The sequence below is a fragment of the Microbacterium sp. 05N427 genome (genome assembly GCF_056397105.1).
Genome location: NZ_JBFTMT010000007.1, coordinates 214,342 through 237,383, shown reverse-complemented (window position 1 = coordinate 237,383; position 23,042 = coordinate 214,342). Strand labels below are relative to the sequence as shown.

22 protein-coding genes and 1 pseudogene are annotated in these 23,042 nt (G+C 71.4%); 11 read left to right on the top strand and 12 right to left on the bottom strand.

Annotated features, from left to right (window positions below; all coding sequences use genetic code 11):
• Positions 1-19 precede the first annotated feature (19 nt).
• Positions 20-3,244, bottom strand: coding sequence for a PD-(D/E)XK nuclease family protein (locus tag AC1DG4_RS09285; protein ID WP_477377148.1), 3,225 nt, complete (start codon positions 3,242-3,244; stop codon positions 20-22).
• 323 nt (positions 3,245-3,567) lie between these two features.
• On the opposite strand from AC1DG4_RS09285, the gene AC1DG4_RS09280 reads away from it, so the two are divergent.
• Genes AC1DG4_RS09280 through AC1DG4_RS09270 form a run of 3 tightly spaced genes read left to right on the top strand, consistent with a single transcriptional unit; the run spans position 3,568 to position 4,628 of the window.
• Positions 3,568-3,792, top strand: a complete 225-nt coding sequence (locus tag AC1DG4_RS09280; RefSeq protein ID WP_292723510.1) for a DUF3107 domain-containing protein — start codon at positions 3,568-3,570, stop codon at positions 3,790-3,792.
• Positions 3,793-3,810: 18 nt separating this feature from the next.
• Positions 3,811-4,098 carry a hypothetical protein gene (locus tag AC1DG4_RS09275; RefSeq protein WP_477377146.1) on the top strand — a complete coding sequence of 96 codons (288 nt, stop codon included), beginning with the start codon at positions 3,811-3,813 and terminating at the stop codon, positions 4,096-4,098.
• Between the two features lie 8 nt (positions 4,099-4,106).
• Positions 4,107-4,628 carry a hypothetical protein gene (locus tag AC1DG4_RS09270; protein WP_477377144.1) on the top strand — a complete coding sequence of 174 codons (522 nt, stop codon included), beginning with the start codon at positions 4,107-4,109 and terminating at the stop codon, positions 4,626-4,628.
• A 32-nt stretch (positions 4,629-4,660) separates the two neighbouring features.
• Here AC1DG4_RS09270 and AC1DG4_RS09265 read toward each other — a convergent pair.
• Both AC1DG4_RS09265 and AC1DG4_RS09260 read right to left on the bottom strand, forming a co-directional pair.
• Positions 4,661-4,828: pseudogene (locus AC1DG4_RS09265) on the bottom strand (metal-sensitive transcriptional regulator); the annotation flags it as partial.
• A 35-nt stretch (positions 4,829-4,863) separates the two neighbouring features.
• Positions 4,864-5,577, bottom strand: coding sequence for a ferritin-like fold-containing protein (locus AC1DG4_RS09260; RefSeq protein ID WP_477377143.1), 714 nt, complete (start codon positions 5,575-5,577; stop codon positions 4,864-4,866).
• Between the two features lie 211 nt (positions 5,578-5,788).
• Between AC1DG4_RS09260 and AC1DG4_RS09255 the strand changes: the two genes are divergently transcribed.
• Positions 5,789-7,312 (top strand): DEAD/DEAH box helicase, encoded by a 1,524-nt coding sequence (locus tag AC1DG4_RS09255; protein ID WP_477421191.1) that lies wholly within the window; start codon positions 5,789-5,791, stop codon positions 7,310-7,312.
• A gap of 98 nt (positions 7,313-7,410) precedes the next feature.
• Here the strand turns inward: AC1DG4_RS09255 and AC1DG4_RS09250 are convergent, their stop codons facing one another.
• Entirely contained in the window at positions 7,411-8,301 is an 891-nt protein-coding gene (locus AC1DG4_RS09250; protein ID WP_477377139.1) for a PHP domain-containing protein, read from the bottom strand.
• A 120-nt stretch (positions 8,302-8,421) separates the two neighbouring features.
• Here AC1DG4_RS09250 and AC1DG4_RS09245 point away from each other — a divergent pair, with 120 nt between their 5' ends.
• Positions 8,422-9,456: an endonuclease/exonuclease/phosphatase family protein gene (locus AC1DG4_RS09245; RefSeq protein ID WP_477377137.1), complete on the top strand. Its 1,035-nt coding sequence runs from the start codon at positions 8,422-8,424 to the stop codon at positions 9,454-9,456.
• A gap of 110 nt (positions 9,457-9,566) precedes the next feature.
• Here the strand turns inward: AC1DG4_RS09245 and AC1DG4_RS09240 are convergent, their stop codons facing one another.
• On the bottom strand, positions 9,567-9,962 hold the full coding sequence (locus AC1DG4_RS09240; protein ID WP_477377135.1) for a DUF3054 domain-containing protein: 396 nt from the start codon (positions 9,960-9,962) through the stop codon (positions 9,567-9,569).
• Between the two features lie 201 nt (positions 9,963-10,163).
• On the opposite strand from AC1DG4_RS09240, the gene AC1DG4_RS09235 reads away from it, so the two are divergent.
• Positions 10,164-11,666 (top strand): S8 family peptidase, encoded by a 1,503-nt coding sequence (locus AC1DG4_RS09235; protein ID WP_477377134.1) that lies wholly within the window; start codon positions 10,164-10,166, stop codon positions 11,664-11,666.
• Positions 11,667-11,785: 119 nt separating this feature from the next.
• A complete protein-coding gene (locus tag AC1DG4_RS09230) occupies positions 11,786-13,219 on the top strand; it encodes an aminopeptidase P family protein (protein ID WP_477377132.1) in 1,434 nt (477 codons plus the stop codon).
• 140 nt (positions 13,220-13,359) lie between these two features.
• On the opposite strand, the gene AC1DG4_RS09225 is transcribed toward AC1DG4_RS09230, so the two are convergent.
• From AC1DG4_RS09225 to AC1DG4_RS09215, 3 genes are read right to left on the bottom strand one after another with little or no spacing between them, the layout of a single operon-like run.
• A complete protein-coding gene (locus AC1DG4_RS09225) occupies positions 13,360-14,538 on the bottom strand; it encodes a MalY/PatB family protein (RefSeq protein ID WP_477377130.1) in 1,179 nt (392 codons plus the stop codon).
• Positions 14,535-15,290 (bottom strand): alpha/beta hydrolase family protein, encoded by a 756-nt coding sequence (locus AC1DG4_RS09220; RefSeq protein ID WP_477377128.1) that lies wholly within the window; start codon positions 15,288-15,290, stop codon positions 14,535-14,537. The genes AC1DG4_RS09225 and AC1DG4_RS09220 overlap by 4 nt, the downstream gene beginning before the upstream one ends.
• Positions 15,287-16,096, bottom strand: a complete 810-nt coding sequence (locus AC1DG4_RS09215) for a YflT domain-containing protein (RefSeq protein ID WP_477377126.1) — start codon at positions 16,094-16,096, stop codon at positions 15,287-15,289. The genes AC1DG4_RS09220 and AC1DG4_RS09215 overlap by 4 nt, the downstream gene beginning before the upstream one ends.
• 89 nt (positions 16,097-16,185) lie before the next feature.
• On the opposite strand from AC1DG4_RS09215, the gene AC1DG4_RS09210 reads away from it, so the two are divergent.
• From AC1DG4_RS09210 to AC1DG4_RS09200, 3 genes are read left to right on the top strand one after another with little or no spacing between them, the layout of a single operon-like run.
• Positions 16,186-17,472 (top strand): magnesium transporter, encoded by a 1,287-nt coding sequence (locus AC1DG4_RS09210; RefSeq protein WP_477377125.1) that lies wholly within the window; start codon positions 16,186-16,188, stop codon positions 17,470-17,472.
• Positions 17,472-17,996, top strand: coding sequence for a DUF1003 domain-containing protein (locus tag AC1DG4_RS09205; protein ID WP_477377362.1), 525 nt, complete (start codon positions 17,472-17,474; stop codon positions 17,994-17,996). Before AC1DG4_RS09210 ends, AC1DG4_RS09205 begins: the two co-directional genes overlap by 1 nt.
• A complete protein-coding gene (locus tag AC1DG4_RS09200; protein ID WP_477377123.1) occupies positions 17,993-19,120 on the top strand; it encodes an Mrp/NBP35 family ATP-binding protein in 1,128 nt (375 codons plus the stop codon). Before AC1DG4_RS09205 ends, AC1DG4_RS09200 begins: the two co-directional genes overlap by 4 nt.
• A gap of 6 nt (positions 19,121-19,126) precedes the next feature.
• Here AC1DG4_RS09200 and AC1DG4_RS09195 read toward each other — a convergent pair whose 3' ends face one another.
• The gene (locus tag AC1DG4_RS09195; RefSeq protein ID WP_477377121.1) at positions 19,127-19,603 is read right to left on the bottom strand and encodes a twin-arginine translocase TatA/TatE family subunit; all 477 of its coding nucleotides are present in this window, start codon (positions 19,601-19,603) and stop codon (positions 19,127-19,129) included.
• Between the two features lie 95 nt (positions 19,604-19,698).
• Between AC1DG4_RS09195 and AC1DG4_RS09190 the strand changes: the two genes are divergently transcribed.
• Positions 19,699-20,331 carry an O-methyltransferase gene (locus AC1DG4_RS09190; RefSeq protein WP_375907281.1) on the top strand — a complete coding sequence of 211 codons (633 nt, stop codon included), beginning with the start codon at positions 19,699-19,701 and terminating at the stop codon, positions 20,329-20,331.
• 81 nt (positions 20,332-20,412) lie between these two features.
• On the opposite strand, the gene AC1DG4_RS09185 is transcribed toward AC1DG4_RS09190, so the two are convergent.
• From AC1DG4_RS09185 to dapE, 3 genes are all read right to left on the bottom strand, one after another.
• Positions 20,413-20,586, bottom strand: coding sequence for a DUF3117 domain-containing protein (locus tag AC1DG4_RS09185; protein WP_477377119.1), 174 nt, complete (start codon positions 20,584-20,586; stop codon positions 20,413-20,415).
• Positions 20,587-20,687: 101 nt separating this feature from the next.
• Positions 20,688-21,959, bottom strand: coding sequence for a hypothetical protein (locus AC1DG4_RS09180; protein WP_477377117.1), 1,272 nt, complete (start codon positions 21,957-21,959; stop codon positions 20,688-20,690).
• Positions 21,952-23,025 (bottom strand): succinyl-diaminopimelate desuccinylase, encoded by a 1,074-nt coding sequence (gene dapE, locus AC1DG4_RS09175; protein ID WP_477421190.1) that lies wholly within the window; start codon positions 23,023-23,025, stop codon positions 21,952-21,954. Before dapE ends, AC1DG4_RS09180 begins: the two co-directional genes overlap by 8 nt.
• Positions 23,026-23,042: the final 17 nt, after the last annotated feature.

The window sequence follows — 23,042 nt, the reverse complement described above, 5'->3', positions numbered from 1 at the left end:
GCCTGCTCCCCTGCGCCGTTCATGCGCTCACCGCCGGGATCGTGTGGATGCGGCACGGGCTGATCCGCACCTGGGTATCGGCGCAGTGCGCCTCGACCTGGGCCGTGAAGCTCGACGCGGCCATGCCGCGCCCGGCCTCTGCCACGCGTTCCAGGAAGGCGGCACGTGCCGCGTCGCCCAGCCGGTGCTGGTGCGCGACGCGGTAGGGGCTCTGCCCGATGGTCTGCGCGACGAGCACGAGGCGTGCTCCGGCGAGCGCGGCGGGGTCCGCGTCCTCGACCTGCCCCTGTTCGACCGCGAGCTGATACGCGGCCAACTGGGCGTGCTCGGCCACGAGCGCCTCCGTCCCCGGCTCGTACTTGCCCGTTTTCAGATCCACCACCACCACGCGCTCGCCCTCGGCGCCGTCCGCCATCGTGTTCCAGGTGCGCCCGCGGGCGGCCTCGTGCTCCCCGCCACCCGCCGGATACGCCTCCACACGGTCGATATAACCGCTCACGACCGCCTGCCGAGCGGGGTTCTCCGCATCGACGGGGTGCGCGACGGGCTCGGCGGCGAGGTCGACGGCGAACCGGAATCCGCCCTCGGAGGAGACCACCCGTCCGCCCTCGCGGCGCACCTCGACCAGATAGTCGTGCAGACGCTGCAGGTAGAGGTCGGCCCTACGGCGCTCCTTGGCATCGATCCACGGCGTCTCGAAGTCGAGCTCGCCCCAGCGCTCCTCGAGGATGCGGCGCATGGCCTCCAGGTCGCCGTCCGGCACGTGCTCCATCGCCGCGTGCACGATCGTGCCGATCCCGGCCGATGGCGGCGCGACCGTGTCGCCGCCGAGCGCGGACACGACCCAGTTCACCCCGCACTCCTCGAACGCCTCGAGCCGCGAGGGCGAGACCGGCACGGATCCGGTCTCGAGGTCGCGCAGCGGGCGCTCGTCGGACGGAGGACGCACGCCGAACCATTCGTCCGGATCCGCACCGGGGACGTCGGCCTCGGCCAGCAGACGCAGCTGTCCCGCCGCCTCCGGTCGCGCGAGCGGATCCGTCGAGGTCGTCAGCACCCTGCGGTGCTTCGCCACCAGGCCGCGCAGCGTCAGCGGATGCGCATGCCGTTCCTGCGGCGGCAGCGGATCCGGCAGGAACCCGAAGAACGCGCTCGGGCTCTGGTCGTCGTCGTCGACCGCCGTGACCAGCAGCCTGTGGCGGGCGCGGGACAGAGCCCGCACGAAGAGTCTCAGCTCGTCGTGCAGCGCGGCCCGGCGCCGGTCGAGCGTGGAGTGCTCGTGCTCGGGTTCGCCCGAGCGGGCCGCGGCGACCGCCTCGCCGAGCCGCCAGGTCTCCAGCAGTCCTCCGCGCAGCCGCACGTTCGGCCACACCCCGTCCTGCACGCCGGCGATCACGACGGCGTCGAACTCCGTGCCCAACGCGGTCGCGGGCGTCATCAGGGTGACCGTGGCCGGACGCTCCGGAGCGGACAGGGAGTCCTCCGGCACCTCACTGTCGAGGATGTCGTGGATGAACGCCTCAGGGCCCTTCTCCGGCGCGCGCTCGACCGAGCGCTTGGCCGCGTCGAACAGGGCGACCAGGGCGTCCAGAGCACGCGAGGTCTCGGCGCCGGAGGGCGAGTTCGCCGTCTCCTGCCACGAGAGCGCGAGGCGCCGCCCGTCGGCGGCGCGCGAAGAGTCCCACACCCGCCAGAGCAGCTCGTGGATCGTCTCCCCGCGCTGCCGGGCTTCGCGCACCTCATGCAGCACGGTGCCGAACCGATCCGCGATGCGCGCTTCGGCGGTGTCCAGCCGGGCGAACCTGGCGGGTTCCGCGATGCCGTCCCGCAGCAGCAGCCGTGCCGGGGTGGATCCGCCGGCCTCGAGCTCGAGGTGCCGCAGTCGCGCACGCAGCCGTCGCAGTCCGACGCCGTCCAGTCCGCCGAACGGCGTGCGCAGCGCCTCCGCGAGCAGCTGCGGATCCCGCTGGACCGGATCGGTGAGCGCCAACCGTACGATCCCGACGATGTCGCGGACGACGGTCTCACTGCCGAGCGGGCGCTGCACGCCCGCCGCGCGGGTGGGCACCTCGCGGGCGGCGAGCTCGGCCTCGAGCGCCGCGACCTGGCGGGTGTCGTGCGCGATCACCGCGATGCGCTCCCAGCCGATGCCGTGGAGCAGGTGCCACTCCCGCAGCGTGCGCGCGATGAGGTCGTGCTCCTCGTGCGGGGAGGGCGCGATGAACGCCTGCACCGCGTCCCCGGGGGCATCGGCCGCCGCGGCGCCCGGGGCACGGCGGTGCTCGATCCGTCCTGAGGCTCCGATCGTCTGCACCACGGTGCGGGTGAGCGCGGTGAGCGGCGGATCCTGCCGGTGCGCCTCGTCGAGCACGTGCACGTCGCCGAGCATGGCCACGAGACTCGCGAACAACTCGGGGCCCGCGCCACGGAACGCCCCGGAGGAGATGTCCGGATCGCCGAAGGCGAGAACGGCGATCCCGCGGGTGCGGAGGGCCGCGACGAGGGCCACCCCGCCCGCGGTCAGCTCCTGCGCGTCGTCGATGAGCACCGCACGCAGCCGGCCGAGCGGCCCCAGCTTCTCCGGTTCCGCCGTGCGCAGGATCGCTGCGGCCTCCGCGAGCAGATCCGCGGCATCCCTGTGTGCGGCACGGGCGCGGTCGAGCACGCTCCGATAGGACAGGGCGAAGGATCCGACCGCGCGCCAGGCCGGGCGCTCCGACCGCTCCAGCTCGGCAGGGGTGACGCCGAGTTCGGTGCACTCCGCGAGGAACGCGCGCAGCTCGGAACGGAACGCCCGCGACGAGCGGACCGCGGCGCCGAGGTTCTCCGGCCAGCGGCTGCGGATCCCCTCGCCCTCGTCCTCCGCCTCGCCGGCGAGCAGATCCGAGATGATGCGGTCCTGATCCGCGCCGGTCAGCAGCGCCGGCGGCTCCTGCCCGGCGTGCACCATCGTGCCGCGCACGAGCTGGAAGGCGAACGAGCCCAGCGATCGGGCGAGCGGGCCGGGCGTCGCCACGCGCACGCGCACGCCGATCCGGTCGCGCAGCGCGGTCGCGGCCTGCCGATTCGGCGTCAGCGCGAGCACCTGCTCCGGGGCGAAGCCGCCCTCGATGAGCGCGGCGACGCGTTCGACCAGCGCGTGCGTCTTGCCGGTGCCCGGCGCGCCGATCACCGTGCCGACGGCACCCGAGGGGGCGTCGATCACCGCCGCCTGCGCGGCGGTGGGGGCGGGCGGTGCGGGCATGCTCCCACGCTATCTGCCGCGACCGACATCCCCCTCCGCGCCGGGTGGTCCGCCATGCCTACCGGCGGATCCGCGTGCCGGCTCGGAGACTGGTTCTGCAGGAGAAATGCACGTCTGCAGGAGAATCGGCCCCGATCCGTCCTCAGAAGTTGCAATCGTCCTCCGGAAGTGACGGGGGTGGCAGACGCCCCGCCGCCGACGCTCCCCGCCGAACCCGGATCCGGCCCTGCAATCGCCCTGGGCGAACACCGCCGCGCACACGGTCCCGGCCTGCGGCCCCCACGATAGAGTGACGAGACCTCAACCTTTCAAGGAGCATTCCTGTGGAGATCCGCATCGGCATCATCAACACCGGCCGTGAGCTCAGCTTCGAGACCTCGGCCTCCGCCGACGAGGTGCGCGCGCAGATCGCCGGCGCCCTCGACCAGGGCGCGAGCCACGTGTCGCTGAGCGACACCAAGGGCAACTCCTACATCGTGCCGACTGCGAACCTCGGCTACGTCGAGCTCGGGACCGAGGAATCCCGCCGCGTCGGCTTCGTGGCCTGACGCGCGAGGCCGAGCCGCATGTATATCTTGCTCGCGCTGATCGCGGCCGGCGCGCTGGGCGTCGTGGTGCACTACCTGATCCCTGACCGGGATCTGCGCGGAGTGGCCCTCGTCCCGGCGGTCGCCACTGCCGTCGCCGCCGCGGCCTATGCACTCGGCCAGTGGGGCGGACTGAAGGAGTCGAGCGTGTGGCTGTGGCTGCTCGCTCTGGGCGGCGCGGTCGTGGTCTCCGCGGCCGTCGGCGTGATCCTCACCCGTGTTCGCCGCCACGGCGACGCCGTGCGCCGGGCCGAACTCGGTATCTGAGTCCGAGGGTGGCCGCCTCGACCGCCGGTGGACGCGCGCGCACGCTGCGTTGGATCCGCGTCTGTCTGGGCATCCTGATCCTCGGACTGGTCGTCAGCGGCGTCACTGCCTTCCCGCTCCGAGAGGAGCTTCATCTCGCGGCGCAGGTGCTCGCCGGCACGCCTCTGCCCTCAGTCTTTCCTGATGCGGTCGGCTGGGTGGATCGCGTGGCCGGAGCGCTCGCCGACACGGGCGCGCGGTATCCGTTCGTCGCCTACGGCACGGACTGGCTGGCGTTCGCTCACCTCGTCATCGCCGTGGTGTTCATCGGACCGCTGATCGACCCGGTGCGCAACATCTGGGTGATCCAATTCGGCGTGATCGCCTGCGCGGGGATCGTTCCGCTCGCTCTCATCGCGGGTTCGATCCGCGGGATCCCGCTCGGCTGGCAGCTCATCGACATGTCGTTCGGGATCCTCGGCGTGATCCCCGTCGCGATCGCCTGGCGATTGACCCGTCGGCTCGAGCGAATGCCTCTCGACGCCGGCTGAGCATCGCGGCGCCCGCCCCTGGGACGGCTGGATCAGGCGAGCAAGAGGAACAGCTTCTCCAGCTCCTCAGGGTTCGGCGAGCCCTCGGCGTCGGGATCCGCGAGGCACTCGCGCAGCGCCGTCGAGATCACGAGGAAGCCGGCGCGGTCAAGGGCCTTGGTGACCGCTGAGAGCTGCTGCACGACCGCGCGGCAGTATGCCCTGACCACCACGGCCGGGTGTTGCGCGCCCGTCGTCAGGAAGCGAGACCCATCGCGTCCATGCGGCGGGCGTGCGCGCCCATCAGCTCGGTGAACACCGGCTCGAGCCGGTCGTTCTCGGCGCCGGGGAGGTGCGGACGCAGCGCCGCCCTGGCGACCAGGATCGTGTCGCCGACGAGCCGGCGTCCCCACATCGACAGCAGCGAGCGCCACTGCTCGTCGCTCGCGATCGTGGCCTGCACGATCCCGATGATCTCGTGCCGGTCGTCCGCCTCGGAGAGGATCCTGGCGACCTCCGCTCCGATCTCGCCATAGCTGGATGCGAGCGCGATGTAGAAGTCGTCGAGCATGCCGGCGGTCAGGTACACCGCGAGCATGGTCTCCGCGATGCGCGGCCCGAGGGTCTTGCGGCGGAACGCGTCCAGCTGCTCCCGGAACGGCAGCATCACCTCGGTCGGCCTGTCACCGTGCGCGGCGATGATCGCCACGATCGCGTGGTGCTTGGCGAGCGCGGCACCGGCAGCACGGGAGAGGATCTCCTTCTCGCCGAGATCGTCCGTCGCACGGATGAGGCGGGTGAGCGTCTCGAAGTAGCCCAGCTGCAGATACGCGGCCTGCCCGAGGAACGTGTTCAGCTCGGGYGCCAGCTCGGCGAAGTCGACGCGGGTCGCGTCGCCCGCGTCGCCCCGGGAGCGGAGCACCAGGGTGCGTCGCGGTGCCTTGTCGCGCTGCCAGAACCACCTCACCACGCGCCCAGCCTAGTCGAGCCGCTCGCCCGCATCGGAGGCGGCGCGCACCCCGCGTGATCCGATCCCGGGGAGGACAGCCCGCTCCGGTAGGCTGGATCCCGCTCCGGCGACGGATCGGAGCCCCGCGCCTGTGCATACGGATTCGGCGTGGACCCCAACAACGAGGCGGCGCCCGCGATCGCAAGGCCCGCCGGACAGGCAATCAAAGACTGTGACTTCTTTCGCCGATCTCGGCATCGATCAGGACATCGTGGACGCCATCGCGGCCAAGGGCATCATCGACGCCTTCCCGATCCAGGAGCAGACCATCCCGCTCGGCCTCCCCGGCCAGGACATCATCGGCCAAGCCAAGACCGGCACCGGCAAGACCTTCGGCTTCGGCGTCCCTGTGGTGCAGCGCCTGGGGCTCGACCCCGAGCACGGTGTCAAGGCACTCATCGTCGTGCCCACCCGTGAGCTCGCGGTGCAGGTGTACGAGGACATGGATCTGCTGACCAGCAACCGCTCGACGAGCGTGGTCGCGATCTACGGCGGCAAGGCCTATGAGGGCCAGATCGATCAGCTCAAGGCAGGGGCGCAGATCGTCGTCGGCACCCCCGGCCGTCTCATCGACCTCGCGAACCAGCGCCTGCTCGACCTCTCGCACGCGACCGAGGTCGTGCTCGACGAGGCCGACAAGATGCTCGACCTCGGGTTCCTCGCCGACATCGAGAAGATCTTCTCCAAGGTCCCGGCGGTGCGTCACACGCAGCTCTTCTCCGCGACCATGCCCGGACCGATCGTGGCGCTGGCGCGCCGGTTCATGACGAACCCGATCCACATCCGCGCGAATGACCCCGACGAGGGGCTCACGCAGGCGAACATCAAGCACCTCGTCTACCGGGCGCACTCGCTCGACAAGGACGAGGTCATCGCCCGCATCCTCCAGGCCGAGGGGCGGGGCAAGACGGTGATCTTCACGCGCACCAAGCGCGCGGCGCAGCGGCTCGTCGACGAGCTGAGTGACCGCGGCTTCAACATCGGCGGCGTGCACGGCGACATGGGCCAGGATCAGCGCGAGCGTTCGATGGCCGCGTTCAAGGCCGGCAAGAGGGACGTGCTCGTCGCGACCGATGTCGCCGCCCGCGGCATCGACGTCGACGACGTCACCCACGTGATCAACCACACGATCCCGGACGAGGACAAGACGTACCTGCACCGCGCGGGCCGCACCGGCCGTGCGGGCAAGACCGGGATCGCGGTCACGTTCGTGGACTGGGAGGACCTGCATAAGTGGGCCCTGATCAACCGCGCGCTCGAGTTCGGACAGCCCGACCCCATCGAGACCTACTCGTCGAGCCCGCACCTCTTCGAAGACCTGAACATCCCCGCCGGCACCAAGGGCCGCCTCGTCACCGCGCCGGTGTCCGAGAAGCCTGCCCGCAAGCAGCGCGAGCCGCAGCGTGCCGCCGACGCGGCCGCCGAGGGCACGAGCGACGGCACCACGCGTCGTCGCCAGCGCCGCCGCCGTGCGGAGGACGAGGTCGGATCGACCTTCGCCGAGGGCGCGGAGGCTCCCGCCCCCAAGACCTCCGGATCCGGTGACGCCGATCGCGCCGCCGAGGGATCCGGAACCCACGACGGCCAGGGTGCGGAGCACCACGACGGCAAGCCGGCCGCGCAGCGCCGCCGCCGCCGTCGTCGTCGCCCCTCCGGCGGTGCCGCCGCCGGCAGCGCCCCGCAGCCCGGGGCCTGACCWCCCCCGCGCTCTGATCCGTTCAGAGCGGCACTTTCTGCGACGGGAGCAGAAGGTGGGGCGCGGGCGCGGGCGCCGCGCCGGCACGCCTCGACGCGTCAGTGGCGCGCGACCGGGTACACCGGGGCCGCGCCGAAACCGCTGTCGATGATGCGCTGCAGCATCGCCGGATCCGTGGTGTTCTCCCCCGGGACGTTCGGCTTGCCCGCACCGTGGTAGTCGCTGGATCCGGTCACGATGAGATCGTTCTCGGCCGCGATGCCGCGCAGCCAGGCGCGCCCTTCGGCCGTGTTCTCGCGGTGATCGATCTCGAGCCCTGCCAGGCCCGCGTCGATGAGGCGACGCAGCGTTGCATCCGTCATACGCTCGCGGCCAGCGGGGTGCGCGATCACCGGCACTCCCCCGGCCCCGACGACGAGTTCGATCGCCGTGAGCGGATCCGGCGCGTAGTGGGCCTCGTAATAGCCCTGGCGCGGGTGCAGGATCCCGTCGAACGCCTCTCCGCGGTCGCGCACGATCCCCCGCGCGACGAGCGCGTCCGCGATGTGCGGCCGACCCACGGTCGCACCGGGATCCGTCTGCTCCAGCACGTCCTCCCACCGCAGCGGATAGTCGCGCGCGATGCCGCGCACGATCCGCTCGGCCCTGCCGATGCGGTCCTCGCGGATCCGGGCGGTCTCAGCGGCGAGATCCGGATCCATCGGGTCGAACAGGTAGGCCAGGACGTGCACGCTCCGCCAGCCGTCTTTGGCGGACAGCTCCATGCCGGGGATGAACGTCATGCCGTGCGCGGTGGCAGCGGCCGCCGCATCGACCCATCCGACCGTCGTGTCGTGGTCGGTGAGCGCGATCGTGCGCAGGCCCTCCTGCGCAGCGCGCTCGACGAGGGTCGCGGGGGCCTCCGTGCCATCGGAGCGGTTCGAATGCAGATGCAGATCGATCGGCCCGTCGAAGAGGGCGGGGCGTGACGTCGGATCGGCATCGGTCATCCTCCGAGCGTAGCGATCCCGCGCGCCCGCGGGCCGTACCGTGCCGCCGCGCCCGTCCTGTGCGGATCCCGGGCTGGACACCAGAAGCCTCACAGATCCGCTCGCCTAGGCTCGGAGGCGATGTTTCGACTGATCGGGATCCTCCTCACCGTCCTCTTCGCGATCGCCACGGCGATCGTGACCTGGCCGCAGTTCTTCCACCTCGAGCAGACGTTCCCGATCACGCAGATCGTGGCTTCGCGCGCGGTGCTCGTGCTCGCGTTCGGCGCGATCCTGGTGCTGGCGCTGCTGCTCCTGATCGCCCGCCCGCTGCGCGGCTTCGCGGCGTCGATCGCGCTCGTGGCGCTGCTCGGCGGCGGCGCTTCGGCGGCCATCCTCGCGCTGCGCGGCGTCGACACCGCCGACGCGCTTCCGGAGAAGACCGCGACCAGCGTGCGCGTGCTCGCCTGGAACACGGCGGGCGAGGCGGTCTCCGCGGGTGAGATCGCGACCACGATCGTCACCCAGAAGGCCGACATCGTGGCGCTGCCGGAGACGACAGAGGCCGTGGGCGAGGAGATCGCGCTCACACTGCGCGAGGCCGGGCACCCGATGTGGGTGCATCACGTGCAGTACCGCCCCGAGGTCACCAAGGGACCGGATTCGTGGCAGACCACGGTGCTGATCTCGCCCGCCCTGGGCGACTATTCCGTCATCCCCTCCTCCGCGGACGGATCCAGCAACACGTCCTCGGTGCCGAGCGCCGTCGTGATGCCGGTCACAGGCGACGGGCCCACCGTCGTCGCGGTGCACACGGTCGCCCCGCGCCAGGAGGAGATGGCGGACTGGACGCAGGACCTGCGCTGGGTCGCCGACCAGTGCCCGGCCGGGAAGAACGTGATCCTCGCCGGCGACTTCAACGCGACCCTGGACCACATGGGCGGACTCGGCACGGATGGCGGGGATCTCGGCGCCTGCCGCGACGTGGCATCACGCTCCGGCTCCGGCGGCGTCGGCACCTGGCCGACATCGGTGCCAGTGCTCCTCGGCGCCCCCATCGACCACGTCATGGCGAGCGTGCACTGGCGGGCGACGGGATCCGCCGTCCTCCCGGCCGGGACGGGCGGCAGCGATCACCGCGCCCTGATCAGCCAGCTGGAGCCCGTGACGCCCTAGCGGAGCCTGCGTGCCGATCCGAGAAACCAGATCGAGCATGAGACCCACCTTCTGCGGGTAGGTCTCATGCTGGATCTGGTTTCTCGCAGCCGCGAAGCGTGCCGATCGACTCAGCGGCGAGCGCGCGCTCGGGCGATGAGCGCTGCGATCCCGCGCCATCCGACCAGGAACACGAGCAGGGTGATCGTGGCGACGATGATGAACGCCACCGCGGTCGTGCCGCCGGTCACGACGCGCAGGATCATCCCGAGCACGACGGTGATCACGACGAGCCCTGCGCCGGTGCGCAGCGGGGCGGCGGGCACCCGCCATGCCCGCAGGACCAGCCAGCCCGCCGCCAGGCCGACCAGGAACGGCCATGCCGTCTCCAGCACGCCCAGGGCGTCGAGCGTGTGCTCGTGGCTGGCCCGCCCGATCGCGGCGAAGACGATCACCAGCACGGCGTCGATCCCCAGCGCCCACGGCCAGGACAGAGCGGATCGGCGGACGGAGGCTGCTTCGGTCATCCCTCCACGGTAGCCCGGCGGGGCTATGCCTCCTGCGCCACACGACGTGCGCCCTGCGCCCTGCGCCACTCGCCGCTCTTACCCTGATATTCAGCTATCAGCAAGCATTGAAATGGCTGGGAGAGCCCACTAGAAACGAAGCAGGGCCATCCGCCCGCGCCGACCCCGTCGGCACCCACCCCCACGAGAGGACCCTCACTGATGAGGATGCCAACCCCCCATCGCTCGTTCCGCACCATCGCCTGCACCGTCGCGGCGCTGGGACTGGTCCTGGCGGGCTCCGTCAGCGCCACCGCGGCGATGAACGAGCCCTCGACCCCCGTCCCGATCACCCCGCCGGACGGCACCGTGATGAGCTACGTGGTCAACATCGGCCAGGCGAACCCCGGCCAGACACGCAAGGCGGAGAAGGCCGTGACCGAGGCCGGCGGCGTCGTCGTGCAGAGCTGGCCCGAGATCGGCGTCGTCATCGCGCAGTCCGACCGGGCGGCCTTCCGCGACACCGTGAAGGCCAAGGGCCGCAACGTCGTCGCGTCGGTCGGCGCGACCCGCACCGTCGAGGTCAAGGACAAGGTCACCGGCCCGCAGGCGCCGTGGGGACCCGGCGCCTCCGGCTGGAACCACGGCAAGAACAAGCCCGTCAACGGTGACGAGCCCACCGAGCCGGTGCCCGCGGCCGCTTCCGACTCGCTCGAAGCTCAGCAGTGGGACATGACGATGATCCAGGCGGATCAGGCGCACCAGGTCACCGACGGCAGCCGTAACGTGCTCGTCGGCGTGCTGGACTCCGGGATCGACCCGACGCACCCCGACCTGCAGGCCAACATCGACGTGGCGGACTCCGTCAACTGCACCACCGGCGGACGGCCCGACCAGGCCGCGGGCGGCTGGTACCCGACCACCTCCGACCACGGCACGCACGTCGCCGGCACGATCGCGGCGGCCCGCAACGATGCGGGCATCGTCGGCGTCGCCCCCAACGTGCGCCTGGCGTCGGTGAAGGTCGTCAACGACGACGGGTTCATCTACCCCGAGTACGCGGTCTGCGGCTTCATGTGGGCCGCGCAGCGCGGGATGGACGTGACCAACAACAGCTACTACATCGACCCGTTCGAGTTCTGGTGCGACGACCAGCCCGACCAGGCGGCGGTCCGCGAGGCCGTGGCCCGCGCCGTGAACTGGTCCAACTCCAAGGGCGTGGTGAGCGCTGCAGCGGCCGGCAACTCCGGTCTCGACCTGACGGTCAACACGCGCGATGAGGGCAGCCCGGACGACGCCGCGCAGCCGACCCCGCGCACGATCAACCAGGGCTGCAAGGACATCCCCGCCCAGGTCCCCGGCGTCGTGACGGTCTCCTCGCTCACGCAGACCGGTCAGCTGTCCTACTTCTCCAACCGCGGTCTCGGCGAGATCGACGTGGCGGCACCCGGATCCCGGATCCTCTCCACGATCCCCGGCGGGAAGTACGGCCTCAAGAGCGGCACCTCGATGGCGTCCCCGCACGTCGCCGGCGTGCTCGCGCTGATGAAGTCCGCACACCCCGACCTGACGCCCGCGCAGATGGTGCAGAAGCTCGAGGCCGACGCGACGCCGACCGCGTGCTCGGCTCCGCAGTACGACGAGGGCGCCGCGTGCGTGGGCACTCCCGAGCTGAACAGCTACTACGGTCACGGCATCGTGAACGCGCTCAAGGCCGTGCAGTGATCTGAACCGGATCGACAGGAGGGGCCCGGATCGCCGCTGACGGCGGTCCGGGCCCCTTCGTCGCCCGCAGCGCCTGCAGCCCGGATCCGTCTCGCGCCGGCCGGTGAGAGGATGGATCCATGACCTCCGAGCACGACACGATCGAGCAGCAGGGCGATGCCGCCACCGCGACGACCTCGACGACGACCACCAACCGCCGACAGCCCTTCCCCCAGGGCTTCCTCGACACCATCTCCGCAGGCTGGGCCGAGCGCCCCGAAGCCCTGCCGGATCCTCGCGCGCAGGCGCCGTACGCCGCGGTCCGGCGAGCGGCCGTGTCCGCGGCCTTCCCCGGCAAGCGCCTCGTGATCCCCGCCGGATCCCTCAAGCAGCGCAGCAACGACACGGACTACCCGTTCCGCGCGCACTCGGCGTTCGCGCACCTCACCGGGTGGGCCGCCGACGCGGAGCCCGACTCCCTGCTCGTCTTCGAGCCCACGGCAGACGGCCACGACGTGACGCTGTACTTCCGCGAGCGCGCGGACCGCACCACGAGCGAGTTCTACTCCGACGCCACGATCGGTGAATTCTGGATCGGGCCCCGTCCCGCACTCGCCGGCGTCGCCGCCGACCTGGGCGTGGCCACCGCGCACCTCGCGGACTTCGCGCCGGGCGATCACGACCTCGTGGTCGACGAGGACGGCGAGCTCACCCAGTTCGTCTCCGAGCTGCGCCTCGTCAAGGACGACTTCGAGGTCGCTGAGATGCGCCGCGCGGTGGAGATCACCGCGAACGGGTTCGACGACATCATCCGCGAGCTCCCGCGCGCGATCGCGCATCCCCGCGGCGAGCGCATCGTCGAGGGCGTCTTCCACCAGCGCGCCCGCAGCGACGGCAGCTGGGAGGGCTACGACACGATCGCCGCGTCCGGCCCGCACGCCTGCTACCTGCACTGGACCCGCAATGACGGCGCCGTGCTGCCGGGCGACCTGATTCTCGTCGACGCGGGGGCCGAGGCCGACAGCCTGTACACCGCCGACATCACCCGCACGCTGCCCGTGGGCGGCACGTTCAGCGACGTGCAGCGCCGGATCTACGACACCGTGGTCGAGGCCGCGGACGCCGCCTTCGCCGCCGCGAAGGTCGGCGTGCTGTTCCGCGAGGTGCACGCGGCAGCGATGGACGTGATCGCCCGCCGCACCGCCGAGTGGGGCCTGCTCCCGGTCACCGCGGAAGAGGCGCTCGACGCCGACAAGGGCGGCCAGCACCGCCGCTACATGGTGCACGGCACGAGCCACCACCTCGGCATCGACGTGCACGACTGCGCCCAGGCCCGCCGCGAGATGTACTACGACGGCCGGATCGAGCCCGGCATGGTGTTCACGATCGAGCCCGGTCTGTACTTCCAGATCGACGACCTGACCGTGCCAGAGGAGTACCGCGGCATCGGCGTGCGCATCGAGGACGACATCCTCATCACCGCCGACGGCCCCGTGAACCTCTCGGCCGCCATCCCCCGCACCTCCGCCGAGGTCGAGGCCTGGATCGCCCGCGTGCAGGGATCCGCGTCCTGACGGAGGGCATGCGCTGCGGTCCGGCGGGCGGCGGACGTCGAGACCCCCTCTGAGCGTCGAGGCCCCCTCGCAGTTGCGTAACTGCGAGGGGGCCTCGATCGTGCGAGGGGGCCTCGACGGATGAGCGGGCGGATCCGGCGTCAGCGCGCGACGCGCTCGCGGAGGGCTGCGGCCATCTGGCGCACGGCCTGCTCGATCACGGGACGGGGCGTCGCGAGGATGAAGCGCAAGTAGCCCTCCCCCGCGGCGCCGCAGGAGACTCCGTCCGTCATGGCGACGCCCGCGTGCTCGCGGAAGAACGCGGCGGGTGAGCCCTCGATGCCGAGACCGCGCGCGTCCAGCCACGCGATGTAGGTGCCCTCGGGAGCGCGGTAGCCCATGTCCGGGATGTGTTCCGCGAGGAGCTCGCCCAGGATCCGGCGGTTGCCGTCGAGGTAGTCGAGCGTCCCGTCGAGCCACTCCCGGCTGTCGTCGAAGGCCGCCGTGGTCGCGATGACGCCGAGGTTCGCCGTGCCGTGCTCGGCCCAGGCGACCTCCGGCCGCGCCCACGTCTCGGCATCCGCGTCGTTCGTGAGGATCACCTGCGCCGCCTTGAGGCCCGGCAGGTTGAACGCCTTCGAGGCGCTCGCCGCGGTGATCGTGTGTCCCGCAGCGACCGCGCTGATGCTCGCATAGGGCACGTGCCGATGCGGCGTGAAGACGAGCGGCGCGTGGATCTCGTCCGAGAACACCCGAGCGCCATGCCGTGCGACGACCTCCGCGACCGCTTCGAGCTCGGCCCGCTCGAACACGCGCCCCAGCGGGTTGTACGGGTTGCACAGGATCAGCAGTCCGCCGCCGTCCGCGAACGCGCGGTCGATACCGTCCAGGTCGTAGACGTGGCGCCCGTCCTCGAGCAGCATCGGCACCTCGATGATCTCGCGATCGTGCATCGCCGGAATCGTCAGGAACGGCATGTACGCAGGCGTGGGCAGCACGATCTTCGACCCGGGCGCGGTGAAGTAGTCGATCGTGGCGCGCAGCGCGGTCAGCACGTCCGGCACGGGGCGGATCCGCTCCGCCGGCACATCCCAGCCGTAGCGGTCTTTCTGCCATCGCGCGGTCGCCTCGGTCATGCGCGTCCGCACGGCCGCCGGCAGGTATCCGGTCAGGCCGTCGTCGATCGCCCCCTTCATGGCGGCGACGATCGCCGGGGCGGGCGGGAAGTCCATCTCGGCGACGAACGCGCCGATCGCCTCGGGGAACACCGACCACTTCAGGCTGCCGATCTCGCGCAGCCTGTCGATCCCGATCGCGTCCAGCTCCTCCGCCGTGCTCATGCGTCTCCCTCTGCGTCCTTGCCTGATGCGCCGGGCTCGGCCGCACCGATCACGAAACCCGACCGCGCGAACTCGGCGACGAGCGGTGCGAGCTCCGCCCCGATCTCGTCGGCCGGGCGCTTGCGGCCCTTCACCTCGAACGAGTGCCCGCCGCCGTCGATCCAGACGATCCGCGCGTCCTGACAGGACGCCACGGCCTCCTCGAGCTGCGACAGCGGCTGCACGAACGGGTCGTTCGTGCCCTCCACGAAGAGCTGCGGCTGCGCCACGGCCGGCAGGTGCTCGGTCCGGGGCTTCTCCGGCTTGCCGGGCTGATGCAGCGGATAGCCCAGGTAGACCAGCGCGTCCGCGTCGAGGCCGGCCTCCTCGGCGGCGGCCATCGACGCCATCCGTCCGCCATAGGACTTGCCGCACGCGACGAGGGATCCGGATACGCGCTCGCGCGCCGCCGTGATCACCGCACGCCAGGTGAGCATCGCGTGCGCGGCGGGACCCGGCATGCGTCGCCCCGCCTCGAGGTACGGGAAGGTGAACCGCAGGGTGTGCAGGCCCGCGGTCTGCAGGGCGGCGGAGAATCCGAGGAGGAACGGATGGTCCATGCCCGCCCCCGCGCCGTGGGCGATCACGACGATCGGCGCGTCGGCCCCGCCGTCGAGGTCACCGCTCGCGGGGCCGAACGCCGCCGACACCTCGACCGTTCCGGCAGGGAGCGGGACCGGGATCCGAAACCGCTCCCCGGGGAGCGCGGTCATCGCGAGGCGCCGTCGCCCACCGGGTTCTCGCCCTCGGCGGGGTTCTCGCCCTCAGCCGGATTCTCGCCCTCGACGGGGTTCTCGCCCTCAGCGAGGTTCGCGCCCTCAGCCGGGTTCTCGCCCTCGGCGGCCGGGTCTTCGACCGGCTGATCCTCGACCGGCACCGGGGCGACCGACGGGACAGGCGGGACGGGCGGCATCGGCGGGCGCTGCGGCACGATGCGCTCTCCGTAGCGCGGCGGCTCTTCGATCCGCTCGCCGTACTGGGGAGGCGCAGCCACGGTACCGGCGGCGGAACCGGCCGCGGGGCCGGCGACCGGGCCGGGCTGCGGAATGGGCGTCACGGCCCGACCGAGCAGCTGACGCGCCTTGCCGACGGAATCCGGCAGCACCGTGACTTCGTAGTGGTCTGCCTTGAGCTGCATGACGCTCGCGTAGTCGCGGCGACGGCGCACGATCGAGTACGTGATGAGGCTCAGGATCATGCCGATCGCGACACCGACGAAAAGGATCCCGACGAAGGCCTGCATCGGCACGGCGGGGTTGCCCAGCACGAAGATCGCCGAGAGGAAGAGTCCGATGAGCACGCCGTTGACCGCGCCGGAGCGGGCCGCGTTCGCATAGCCGAGGCGGCCGGTGACCCGCTCCACCGTCTGCACGCCGACGCCGACGATGGCGATCGCCCTCGCCGGGATCTCCCCCGCGATCAGCTGCGAGACGAGCTTCTGCGCGGCCTCGTACTCGGTCACAGTGGCGACCGTCTCGCCGATCTCGCCCGCGGGTCCTGACGTGTTGAGCATGCTCATCGGACCATTCTTCCATGCGGCCGCGTCATGGCTGCCGGATACCGTCACCGGCCCCGGTTCGCAGGGTTTCGGACAGTACGCTGGAACCCATGAGCACACAGCGGGTTTTCGTCGCGCGCCTGGCCGGGTGCGCTGTGTTCGACCCCGCCGGCGACCGGATCGGGAAAGTCCGGGACGTCGTCGTCGTGTACCGAAGTAGCGCGGCTCCTCGCGTGATCGGCCTGGTGTGCGAGATCCCCGGCCGCCGGCAGGTGTTCCTCTCGATCGGACGGGTCGGCTCGATCAGCACCGGACAGGTCATCACGTCCGGGTTGATGAACGTGCGCCGCTTCAAGCCGCGCAACGGCGAGGTGCGCATCATGGCAGAGCTCGTCGGCCGGCGTGTCGACTTCTCCGACGCCTCCGGCACGGCGGTGATCGAGGACGTCGCGATCGAGCCGAATCGACTCGGCGAGTGGTCCGTGAGCCAGCTTTTCCTGCGCAAGCCCAAGACCAGTGCCTCTCCGTTCGCGAAGGGACCGACCACGTTCGCCACCTGGAGCCAGGTGCACGAGCACAACCGTCCCGGTGAGGCGCAGTCGGCCGAGCAGCTCGTCGCCACCTACTCCGAGATGCACCCCGCCGACCTCGCGAACACCCTGCTCGACCTGCCCCAGCAGCGCCGTATCGAGGTCGCAGAGGAGCTTCCGGACGAGCGGCTCGCCGACGCCCTCGAGGAGATGCCTGAGGACGACCAGATGGACATCCTGGATCGCCTCGGCGACGAGCGCGCCGCGGACATCCTCGACCAGATGGAGCCGGACGACGCCGCCGACCTGCTCGCGCAGCTGCCGCAGGGCCGCCTGGAGCACCTCCTCGAGCTCATGGAGCCGGAGGAGGCGGAGGACGTGCGCATGCTGCTGCGCTACAGCCCCGACACCGCGGGCGGCCTGATGACCCCAGAGCCGATCATCCTCTCCGCCGACGCCACGGTCGCCGAGGCGCTGGCCCTGATCCGCCGGCACGAGCTGCACCCCGCGCTGGCCGCCGCCGTGTTCATCACGCTGCCGCCGTTCGAGACGCCCACGGGACGGCTGCTCGGCGTCGTGCACTTCCAGCGCATGCTGCGCTATCCCCCGCACGAACGGCTGGGCGCCATCGTCGACGACACGCTCGAACCCGTGCCCGCGACGGCGTCCGCGGCCGAGGTGGCGCGCATGCTCGCCAGCTACGACCTCGTCTCGCTCCCCGTCGTGGATCAGGCGCACCGGCTCGTCGGCGCGATCAGCGTCGACGACGTGCTCGACTACCTGCTCCCCGACGACTGGCGCTCGCACGACGCCGATGACCACAGCGGATCCGCACGGCCCGTCAAGGCGCCGGGAGCGGCGGGATGATGGCCAAGTCGGGCCGTCGCGGGCTGGACCTGCCCCGCGGCCGCTCCGGCATGCTCGGCCGCGGCTCGTCCTCGACGCCGTCGAGCGACACCTTCGGCCGCTTCTCCGAGGCGTTCGCACGGGCGATGGGAACCTCCGGCTTCCTCATCGGGATGTCGGTGTTCGTCATCGTCTGGCTGTGGTGGAACATCGCGATGCCCAAGGAGTGGCAGTTCGACCCCGCCGCGACGAACTTCACCCTGCTCACGCTCATCCTCTCGCTGCAGGCCTCGTACGCAGCTCCCCTGATCCTGCTCGCGCAGAACCGGCAGGACGACCGCGACCGCGTGCAGATCGAGCAGGATCGGCAGCGCGCCGAACGCAACCTCGCCGACACCGAGTACCTGGCCCGGGAGATCGTCGCGCTGCGGATGGCGCTCGAGGAGCGCTCGTCCCAGGGCGTCACCCGGGAAGTGCTGCGTGCAGAGCTCAGGGCGATGCTGGCCGAGCTGCGCGACGAGGATCCGGCGGAGCAGACTCCGTGACCGGCGAACTCGCCGACGCGGTCCGTCGCGCGGTCGGCGCCGTCACCGACCCCGAGCTGCGCCGTCCGCTCGCCGACCTCGACATGCTCCGCGACATCACGGTGGACGGCGCGGTCGCGCACGTCGGGATCGCGCTCACCATCGTCGGCTGCCCCGCGGCCACGCGGATCGAGTCCGACGTGCACGCGGCCGCGGCCGCCGTCCCCGGGATCGAGGCCGTCGAGGTCGCGGTGGGCGTGATGACCCCGGAGGAGCGCCGCGCGCTCACCGAGCGCCTGCGCGACGGCAGGGCTCCCCGGCAGATGCCGTTCGGCCCGGACTCGCTCACGCGCGTGATCGCCGTCACGAGCGGCAAGGGCGGGGTCGGCAAGTCCTCCCTCACCGCCAACCTCGCGGTTGCGCTGGCCGCCCGCGGTCGTCGGGTCGGCCTGATGGACGCCGACGTGCACGGCTTCTCGATCCCCGGCCTGCTCGGAATCGCCCCCGGCACGCAGCCCACCCGGATCGACGACCTCATGCTGCCCCCGGTCGCGCACGAGGTGAAGACCATCTCGATCGGGATGTTCCTGCGCGAGGGCGAATCCGTGGTCGCGTGGCGCGGGCCCATGCTGCACCGCACCGTGCAGCAGTTCCTCACCGACGTGTTCTTCGGCGACCTGGACGTGCTCCTGATCGACATGCCGCCGGGCACCGGCGACATCGCGATCACGCTCGGCCAACTCCTGCCGCACGCCGAGGTCCTCGTCGTGACCACGCCTCAGGAGGCCGCATCCGATGTGGCGATCCGGAGTGCGCTCGTGGCACGGCAGACCGGCCAGCGCGTGATCGGGGTCGTGGAGAACATGGCCGCCCTGACCCTGGCGGACGGTACCGTGCTGGATCTGTTCGGCTCCGGCGGAGGGCAGGCCGTGGCGGACGCGCTCTCGCGGGACGGGGATCCCGTCCCGCTGCTCGCGTCCGTGCCGCTGAGTCCTGCGCTGCGCACCGGCGGCGATGCCGGAATGCCGGTCGTGCTCGGGGATCCGCAGGATCCCGCGGCGCGCGCGATCCTCGCGGTCGCGGACGCGATAGATCAGGCGGGCCGCGGCCTCGCGGGGCGCCGCCTACCGGTCACACCGGGCTGAGCGGGCTCAGGTGGCTTCGCTGTCGTAGGGGGGAAGCTCCTCGGCGGAGAACACCCTCGGCCCCCTCGTCGCGGGCACGGTCTCGCCTGAGGCCGAGGCCGCGTTCATCGCGGTCGCGGTGGCCAGCAGTGCGGCGGCTGAGCCCGCGGCGGCGGGCGTCGGTGCGGCCTCGATCGCCGGAGCCGGAGCCGCAGGGGTCGGCGTGGCAGGGGTCGGCGTGGCGGGGGTGTCGTCCAGCAGCGCATCGCGGATGATGCGACGCGGGTCGTACTGCCGCGGGTCGAGCTTGCGCCAGTCGAGCTCGTCGATCTCCGGCCCGACCTCCTCGCGCATGCGATCCTTGGCGCCGCGCAGGTAATCGCCGGCCTTCTTGACCATGTGCGCGAACGACTCCGCGTACCTCGGAAGGCGCTCGGGGCCCACGAGAAGGGCAGCGATCACGCCGATCACGAGCAGCTTCTCGATGGTGATGCCGAAGAACATGTCACAAGGGTACCGCCGCGCCTCGCCCGCGCGGACACGGAGGACGCATACTCTGGGGAACATGCGGAGCACTGAGCGACCGCCAGGGAGTCGAAGTGAGCGAGCAGGACGCCAACGCACGGTACGTGCGCGAAGCCATCATCGAACCGGATGAGATCGCACGGGCGCGCGCGCACGCGGTCGAGCTCGGCGCGCAGCCCATCAGCGCCGCCGTCGGAGCCCAGATCGCCGTGCTCGCCGCGGCCACCGGTGCGCGCTCGATCGTCGAGATCGGCACGGGTGCCGGCGTCTCCGGCCTGTGGCTGCTGCGCGGAGCCCCGAAGGCCGTGCTGACCTCGATCGATAACGAGCCGGAGCATCTCGCCGCCGCCCGCAGCGCCTTCCAGGACGCGCGGATCGCGCCGACGCGCGCGCGGTTCATCGCCGGCAGGGCCGCCGACGTGCTGCCCCGCATGAACGAGGCCGCCTACGACATCGTGCTGGTCGACGCGGATCCGGAGAACGTGATCGAGTACGTCGAGCACGGCCTGCGACTCGTGCGCGCCGGAGGGACCGTCCTCGTGCCGCGCGTGCTCGCCGGCGGCAGGGTCGCGGATCCGGTGCAGCGCGACGAGGTGACGGTCGCCTACCGTTCTCTCATCCAGGAGACCCAGCAGTCCCCCGCCGTCCTCGCCGCGCTGAGCACGGTCGGAGAGGGCCTGCTGCAGCTGACCGGCATCGCGGAATGACGAAAGGCCCGCAGGAAGCGGGCCTTTCGAAGATCTGAGAAGATCTGAGAAGATCTGGATCTGTACAATCGTGCGGATCGTTCAGGCGGGTGCCACGACGCTGCTCAGCACGTCGTGAAGTTCCTTCGCCTCTGCGTCGTTGACGGAGACGACCAGGCGCCCGCCGCCTTCGAGCGGGACGCGCACGATGATCAGCCGGCCCTCCTTCACGGCCTCCATGGGTCCGTCGCCAGTCCTCGGCTTCATCGCTGCCATCGCGGTGCTCCCTTTCCTCGGTGGTCTACAACTCCCATGTTAGTGGGTGCTGGGACACCGCTTACCGCGGCACGGCCGGGACGGCTCGTGTTCTACGCGGTTCAGGGCACGCGCCAGAAGGTGTTCGCGTAGCCGTACACGTTCGCGATCCACAGCGCCTGCACGCCGATGCACGCCACCAGCACCCCGATGCGCAGCCACCAGGAGCGGCGCCACCCGACCGCGCCCCAGAGCGGCGCGAGCGGGAACATGAGCCGCAGCGTGCTGGACTGCGGGAAGAACACGGCCAGCAGGTACAGCGCGTAGCTCGCCGCGAAGAGACGGATCTCCGGACCGAGTCGCCGCACGCCGGGACCGAAGATCAGCGCCGCGGCGAACAGCAGGACGAGCAGGGCCAGGATCACGAGCCCGAGCCATCCGGGCAGACCCAGCAGCTGCGCCCAATAGGGCACCGCACTCAGCCACCCCTCGAACGGCGAGAACACGGCCTGCCCGTCTTGCGGCATCCAGAATCCGCGCCAGCTCAACTCGGTCTCGAGGTAGGCGTTCGGCACGCCCGTCACGATGCCCGCGATCACCTGCCACGCGAAGCCCACCACGACGCCGAGCGCTCCGAGAGCGAGGTAGTGCGCGATCTCACGGCCGGTGAGCGGATCCGCCCTCCGCCGCACCCAGCGCACCACGAGCATGAGGCCGAGCATGAGTGCGAACGCCAGCACGCCGGGCCGGGTGAAGCCCATCAGCACGATCAGCGGATACAGCCGCACATAGCGGCGACGGATCAGGCCGTCCAGGGCGAGCAGCAGGAACAGCATGTTCAGGACCTCGGCGTAGCCCACCTGGAAGAGGGCGCCCAGGGGGCCGGAGGCGAAGAAGACGACCGTCCACACGGCCGCCATCCGCCCGATCCGGCCGCGCATCATCCGGAACAGCACGAGGCAGCAGAGATAGCCCGCCACCAGGGAGACGAGAGCGGCGCCCACGCCCCAGCCGCCGTTGCCGAACGGGAGAGCGAAGACCTGCGAGACCCACGGATACACGGGCAGGAAGGCCCACGAGTTCTGGGTGATGTGCCCATCCGGGCCGAGAGGGAGGTCAGCCGGGTACCCGTACACGACGATGTACCAATACCACTGCGCGTCCCACCCGGTCACGAACGAGGCCATCGACGCCCCGTGCCCGAACCGCGAGCCCGGCGCGCCGGACAGCTCCGTCGCCCAGAACATCAGGCCCGTGGTGATCAGGCGGGCGCCGAGGTAGATCGCGAGTATCCCCGCCCAGGCGGGCGTGCGCGCGTAGAACCGGGCGGCCCATCGCGGCGCTGCGGCCGCATTGCGTCGGCGAGGCGCCGCCGTTGCCGCGAGCTCAGACACCGCTGAGCCAGGAACGCAGGCCCCGTTCGGTGGCCGTGATCTGCCAGAGCGGCACCCGCTCCTCGTCGTGGTGCGCGAGGTGCGGATCGCCTGGTCCGTAATTGACCGCGGGAATGCCCAACGCGGAGAACCGCGCCACGTCGGTCCACCCGTACTTCGGCTTCGGCGTCGCGCCGACGGCGGCGACGAATTCCCGTGCGATCGGGGCGTCGAGACCCGGGCGAGCGCCCTCGGCGACGTCCGTGATCTCGACCGCGAACCCGGCGAACACGTTGCGCACATGCGCCTCGGCGTCGGCCGCGGACTTGTTCGGGGCGAAGCGGTAGTTCACCTCGACCTCGCAGGCGTCGGGGATCACGTTGCCGGCGATGCCGCCGCTGATCCGCACGGCATTCAGCCCCTCGCGGTACTCCAGGCCGTCGACGGCGACCTCGCGCGGACGGTACTCGGCGAGACGCGCCAGGATCGGCGCCRCACGGTGGATCGCGTTCTCGCCGATCCAGGCGCGCGCCGAGTGCGCGCGCACGCCGGTCGTGCGCACGACCGCGCGGAGGGTGCCGTTGCAGCCGCCCTCGACCTCGCCGTTCGAGGGCTCGCCGAGGATCGCGAAGTCGGCCTCGAACAGATCCGGCCGGTGATCGGCGAGCAGCTTGAGGCCGTTTCGTGCGGCCTCGACCTCCTCGTTGTCGTACCACATCCAGGTGATGTCGACCACGGGCTCGGTGAGCTCGGCGGCCAGCTTGAGCTGCACCGCGACGCCGGCCTTCATGTCGACCGTGCCGCGCCCCCAGATCAGCGCCTCGCCGTCGATCTCCACGTCGCGCGTGGGCACGTTGTCGTTGATGGGCACCGTGTCGATGTGGCCGGCGATCGCGACCCGCTGCGCGCGGCCCAGGTTCGTCCGGGCGACGATCGTGTTGCCGTCACGGAGCACTTCGAGATGGCCGAGCGCGCGCACGGCCTCCTCGATCAGGTCGGCGAGGGGCTTCTCCTCCCCCGAGACGCTGGGGATGTCGCAGATCGCGCGGGTGATGTCCGCCGCGGAGGCGGTGAGATCGAGCGGCATGGTCCCCACCCTAGCGC

What these genes read in the sequence shown, in the direction of transcription:
- AC1DG4_RS09220 (WP_477377128.1), bottom strand. Translation starts at nt 15,290, where the DNA reads ATGACCGCGCTCCCCGGGGAGCGGTTTCGGATCCCGGTCCCGCTCCCT.
- AC1DG4_RS09235 (WP_477377134.1), top strand. Translation starts at nt 10,164, where the DNA reads ATGAGGATGCCAACCCCCCATCGCTCGTTCCGCACCATCGCCTGCACC.
- AC1DG4_RS09210 (WP_477377125.1), top strand. Translation starts at nt 16,186, where the DNA reads ATGAGCACACAGCGGGTTTTCGTCGCGCGCCTGGCCGGGTGCGCTGTG.
- AC1DG4_RS09285 (WP_477377148.1), bottom strand. Translation starts at nt 3,244, where the DNA reads ATGCCCGCACCGCCCGCCCCCACCGCCGCGCAGGCGGCGGTGATCGAC.
- AC1DG4_RS09205 (WP_477377362.1), top strand. Translation starts at nt 17,472, where the DNA reads ATGGCCAAGTCGGGCCGTCGCGGGCTGGACCTGCCCCGCGGCCGCTCC.
- AC1DG4_RS09275 (WP_477377146.1), top strand. Translation starts at nt 3,811, where the DNA reads ATGTATATCTTGCTCGCGCTGATCGCGGCCGGCGCGCTGGGCGTCGTG.
- AC1DG4_RS09195 (WP_477377121.1), bottom strand. Translation starts at nt 19,603, where the DNA reads ATGTTCTTCGGCATCACCATCGAGAAGCTGCTCGTGATCGGCGTGATC.
- AC1DG4_RS09225 (WP_477377130.1), bottom strand. Translation starts at nt 14,538, where the DNA reads ATGAGCACGGCGGAGGAGCTGGACGCGATCGGGATCGACAGGCTGCGC.
- AC1DG4_RS09215 (WP_477377126.1), bottom strand. Translation starts at nt 16,096, where the DNA reads ATGAGCATGCTCAACACGTCAGGACCCGCGGGCGAGATCGGCGAGACG.
- AC1DG4_RS09185 (WP_477377119.1), bottom strand. Translation starts at nt 20,586, where the DNA reads ATGGCAGCGATGAAGCCGAGGACTGGCGACGGACCCATGGAGGCCGTG.
- AC1DG4_RS09240 (WP_477377135.1), bottom strand. Translation starts at nt 9,962, where the DNA reads ATGACCGAAGCAGCCTCCGTCCGCCGATCCGCTCTGTCCTGGCCGTGG.
- AC1DG4_RS09245 (WP_477377137.1), top strand. Translation starts at nt 8,422, where the DNA reads ATGTTTCGACTGATCGGGATCCTCCTCACCGTCCTCTTCGCGATCGCC.
- AC1DG4_RS09250 (WP_477377139.1), bottom strand. Translation starts at nt 8,301, where the DNA reads ATGACCGATGCCGATCCGACGTCACGCCCCGCCCTCTTCGACGGGCCG.
- AC1DG4_RS09230 (WP_477377132.1), top strand. Translation starts at nt 11,786, where the DNA reads ATGACCTCCGAGCACGACACGATCGAGCAGCAGGGCGATGCCGCCACC.